The 3,814-nt window shown below is 74.0% G+C and carries 3 protein-coding genes; all 3 read right to left on the minus strand.

What is annotated here, in order from left to right; genetic code table 11:
- Positions 1–1,887, minus strand: a 1,887-nt coding sequence (locus E1265_RS38375) for a DUF4157 domain-containing protein (protein ID WP_207931329.1), incomplete at its 3' end; no start/stop codon positions are given.
- The gene (locus E1265_RS34790) at positions 1,884–2,168 is read right to left on the minus strand and encodes a hypothetical protein (RefSeq protein ID WP_132934946.1); all 285 of its coding nucleotides are present in this window, start codon (positions 2,166–2,168) and stop codon (positions 1,884–1,886) included. The genes E1265_RS34790 and E1265_RS38375, both read right to left, overlap by 4 nt.
- Positions 2,159–3,814, minus strand: a 1,656-nt coding sequence (locus E1265_RS34795; protein ID WP_132934947.1) for an ATP-binding protein, incomplete at its 5' end; no start/stop codon positions are given. The genes E1265_RS34790 and E1265_RS34795, both read right to left, overlap by 10 nt.

The raw sequence follows: 3,814 nt of genomic DNA on the forward strand, positions 1-3,814 counted from the left end.
GTCGGGTTCCGGCTCCGGTTCGGACTCCGGTTCGGGCTCCGGTTCGGGCTCCGGTTCGCGTTCGGGCTCGGGTTCCGAGACGGGGGTCGGTTCTTCCGGCTCCGGCTCCGGGTCCGGCTCCGGTGTCGGGGCGGTCGGCTCAGGTTCGGAGGCCGTGGCGGTGCTGACGGTGGTCGGATCGGGGCCGACCTCCTGTTCGACGGACTGCTCGGTCCCGAGGTCTGGTGCCGGGGCCTGCGGCTCCGGCCGCGACTCCGGCTCGGCGGCGGGAGCCTCGGCGGCCGCCGGCTCCGGTTCGGGGAGGGACTGCGGTTCCTCGTCGCCGGCGGCCTCGGCCGCGTCCTCACGGTCGCGTTCGGCCTGCACCTCCTCGGCCTTGGTGGCGGGCGGCTCGGGGAACGACGGCATGCTCTGCTGCGCACTCGACCCGGGTTCGAGCTGGTCGGCGGTCGGCACGCCGGACACGTCCAGGTCGCCGCTCGGCAGGAAGTCGTCGGGGCGCAGCTCGACGTCCCAGGCGCTCGGCCGCTCGGGAGCCTGCTGTTCGGAGGTGACCGGCTCGGGCGGCGGGGTCGGCCGCTCCTCAGCGGTCGGGGCGTCGGCCGACTGCGGCTGCTCGTCGCCCGCGGCGCGCAGCGGACTGGGCGGCGCGGTCTCGGTCACAGCCCGGGCCATCGTGAGGGTCCGGGCGGCTCCGTCGATCTCCCGCTCCTCAGCGGGCTCCTCCTGCTCCGGCTCCTGTTCTTCCTCTTCCTCTTCCTCTTCCTCCTCCTGCTCTTCTTCCTGCTCTTCTTCCTCCCGTTCTTCCTCTTCGGTGGGCTCCTCGTCCTGTTGTTCCGCTTCCTCGGCCTCCCCTTCCTCCTGAGGCGCCTCTTCCTCCTCGCGCTCGTCGACCCCCGGGCCCTGCCCGGGCACGGCGGTGGCGGGGCCGACGGCGGACGCGGACGCGGGAGCGGCGCTCGGCGCCTCCGCCACGGCGTCGCGTTCCTCCGTCTGCTCCTCACGTTGCTCGGCGTCCTCGCCGACCGCCTCGTCCCGTTCGCGGTCGTCGCGTTCGGCCTGTTCCTCCCGCTCCCGGTCGCGGTGCCACTGCTCGATGAAGTCCTCGATGGGCTCCGGGGCCTGGGAGGCGCCGGGGCCGAGGGAGCCGTTCTCCTCGACGTCGTCGACGAAGTCGACGACGCGTTCCCAGTCGGGGGTGGGCAGCCGCTGTTCGAGGCGGTCGAGCACCGACTGCTCGACCTCGGGTGAGAAGCGGGCGAGTTGGAGGCGGACGCGGCCCGAGGCGTCGGTCGGGTCGCCGCGCAGGGAGCGGATGATGTCGGCGGTGAGGCGGTCGACGAGGGTGGCGGGATCGAGGCGCTCGGTCCGGTCGCGGTCGGCGTCGACGGTGGCGTAGCGGAGCCAACCGGGGGTGACGGCCGGGGTCGGGGCCACCTCGGCTTCGACGGAGTGCGCGCCGGCCTCGGCCTCGCGTTCCATCGGCTCGTGCGGGAGGCTGACCGCGCCCAGGTCACGGCCGGCGCGCAGGGTGCCGAGGGCGTGGGGTGCCTGGACGGTGTGCAGGAGTTCGTGGGCGAGCAGGCGGCGGCCGTCGGCGGTGTCGGGGCGGTAGGCGCCGTCGGCGAAGAAGACGTTCTCGCCGACGGTGACGGCGTCAGCGCCGAGGAGCTCGGTGAGGGCGGCGGCGTCGCGGTCGGTGTGCAGGCGGACGCGGCTGAAGTCGTGGCCGAGGCGCTGCTCCAACTCGCGCCGCACGCCCGGGTCGAGCGGCTGTCCGGCGCCGCTGACGATCTGGCGCGGCTCGGGGGTGCGGGTCGTGCTGGCGCGGCGCTTCTTCCGGCGCTGGTCGGAACGCGATGGCGTGTCGCGGGCGGGTGCGCTCATCGGGCCGGCCTCCCTTCGCCTTCGGTGAGGGCGGCGTGGACGGCGCGGGCCAGCGCCTCGCCTAGGCGGTGCGGAGGCGGTCCCCCGGCCCGTAACTCCGGTAGGTGGGCCTGGAGTTCGGTGGCGGTCGCGGCCTCGGACGGGATGCCGTGCTCGGTGACGAGACGGGTCAGCTCGCGCTGGAAGGACTCGGCGACGCGGTCGGCGTGGGCCGACGGGAAGCCGTCGAGGACGAGTTCGCCGATGTCCAGCCGGACGCCCGGTCGAGGGTTCAGATCCATCCCCGCACCTCCGTCGGCGTGAGGGAGCGTTCGAGCTTCAGGTACTCGGTGCGGGCGGCGGCCAGCATGTGGCGCATCTGGAGGTGGTCGCCCTCCTCGGCGGCGAGGAAGGCCGCGGAGAGGGCGATGTTACGGATGGAGCCGCCGGCGACGGTGAGTTGGGCGAGGCGTTGCGGGTCGAGGCCCTTGGTGGGGGCGCGTTCTGGGAGGACGCGGCGCCAGATCTCGGCGCGTTCGGGGACGCCGGGGAAGGGGAAGTCGACGGCGAAGCGGATGCGGCGCATGAAGGCGTTGTCCAGAGCCTTCTTCATGTTGGTGGTGAGGACGGCGAGGCCCCGGTACGCCTCCATGCGCATCAGCAGGTAGCTGACCTCCAGGTTGGCGTAGCGGTCATGGCTGTCCTTGACCTCGCTGCGCTTGCCGAAGAGGGCGTCGGCCTCGTCGAACAGCAGCAGCGCGCCGCCGCGTTCGGCGGCGTCGAAGACGCGGCGGAGGTTCTTCTCGGTCTCGCCGATGTACTTGCTGACGACCTGGGAGAGGTCGATGACGAAGAGGTCGAGGCCCAGTTCGTTGGCCAGGACCTCGGCGGCGAGCGTCTTGCCGGTGCCCGAGCCGCCGGCGAACAGGGCGGTCACGCCGAGGCCGCGGCGCAGCACGGACTCGAAGCCCCACTCCTGGTAGACGGTGCCGCGTTGTCTGACGTGCGCGACGATCTCCCGGAGGATGGTCAGCTGGCGTTCGGGGAGGACGAGTTCGTCCCAGGTGGCCTGAGGTTCGATGCGCCGGCCCAGTTCGTCGAGGCCGATGCGGGCCTCGACGAGGCCGGCCCGCCAGGCCAGCTCGGTGGCGCCGAGGTCGTCGCCGGCGCGGCGGACGGTGGCGGCGGCGGAGCGGATGACGTGCGGGGGCAGGGAGAACTGGGCGACGAGCTCGCGGAGTCGGTCCTCGGTGATCCCGGGGATGTCGTGGAACGCGGCGCTCCACAGCCGGAGTTGTTGCTCGGCCGAGAGGGTGGGGACGGTGATCCGTTCGGCGCGGCGGCGGCTCGTGATCCGTGGGTCGCGGCTGGCGATGACCAGCGGCACGCCGGTGGCGGCGGTGAACGCCTCGGTGGTGGCGGCGAGTTCACGGCTCGGCTCGGCGGTCTCGCCGAGTTCGAGGAGCAGGGCGGCGGGCAGCAGCACGGCCTCGCGCTGCCAGAGGCGGGCGAGCCGGTCGCGTTCGACGGGGTCGGTGGGGAGGTCGTCGGGGGTGAGGGCGTAGAGGCCGAGGCCGGCGCGGCGGGCCGCGGCAGCGGCGAGTTCAGCGCGGCTCTGGGGGTCGCCGCCGACGAGTTCGACGAGCGGTGGTTCGCCGGCCCTGGCGGTGGCCCAGGCGGCGGCGACGGCGTCGGCGGTGCGCCGGTAGGCGTCGGGGAGTTCGGCCTCGGCGGGGGCGACGGTGCGGCGCAGCATGCCGTGGAGGCGGCTGTCGAGGTAGGGGGTGCCGGCGACGAGGTGGAGGACGCGTTCGTCGACGCGGAGCCGGGTGGTGGTGAGCCGGGTCTCGTCGTCGAGTTCGATCAGGCGCCAGCGGCGCAGCGGGGCGACCGGGGTGAGGGCGCTCCAGTGCGGCTCGGGGAGGGCGGCGAGGGCGAGGGAGAAGGT

The sequence above is a fragment of the Streptomyces sp. 8K308 genome (assembly GCF_004348315.1).
GTDB lineage: Bacteria > Actinomycetota > Actinomycetes > Streptomycetales > Streptomycetaceae > Streptomyces.

What these genes read in the sequence shown, in the direction of transcription:
- E1265_RS34790 (WP_132934946.1), bottom strand. Translation starts at nt 2,168, where the DNA reads ATGGATCTGAACCCTCGACCGGGCGTCCGGCTGGACATCGGCGAACTC.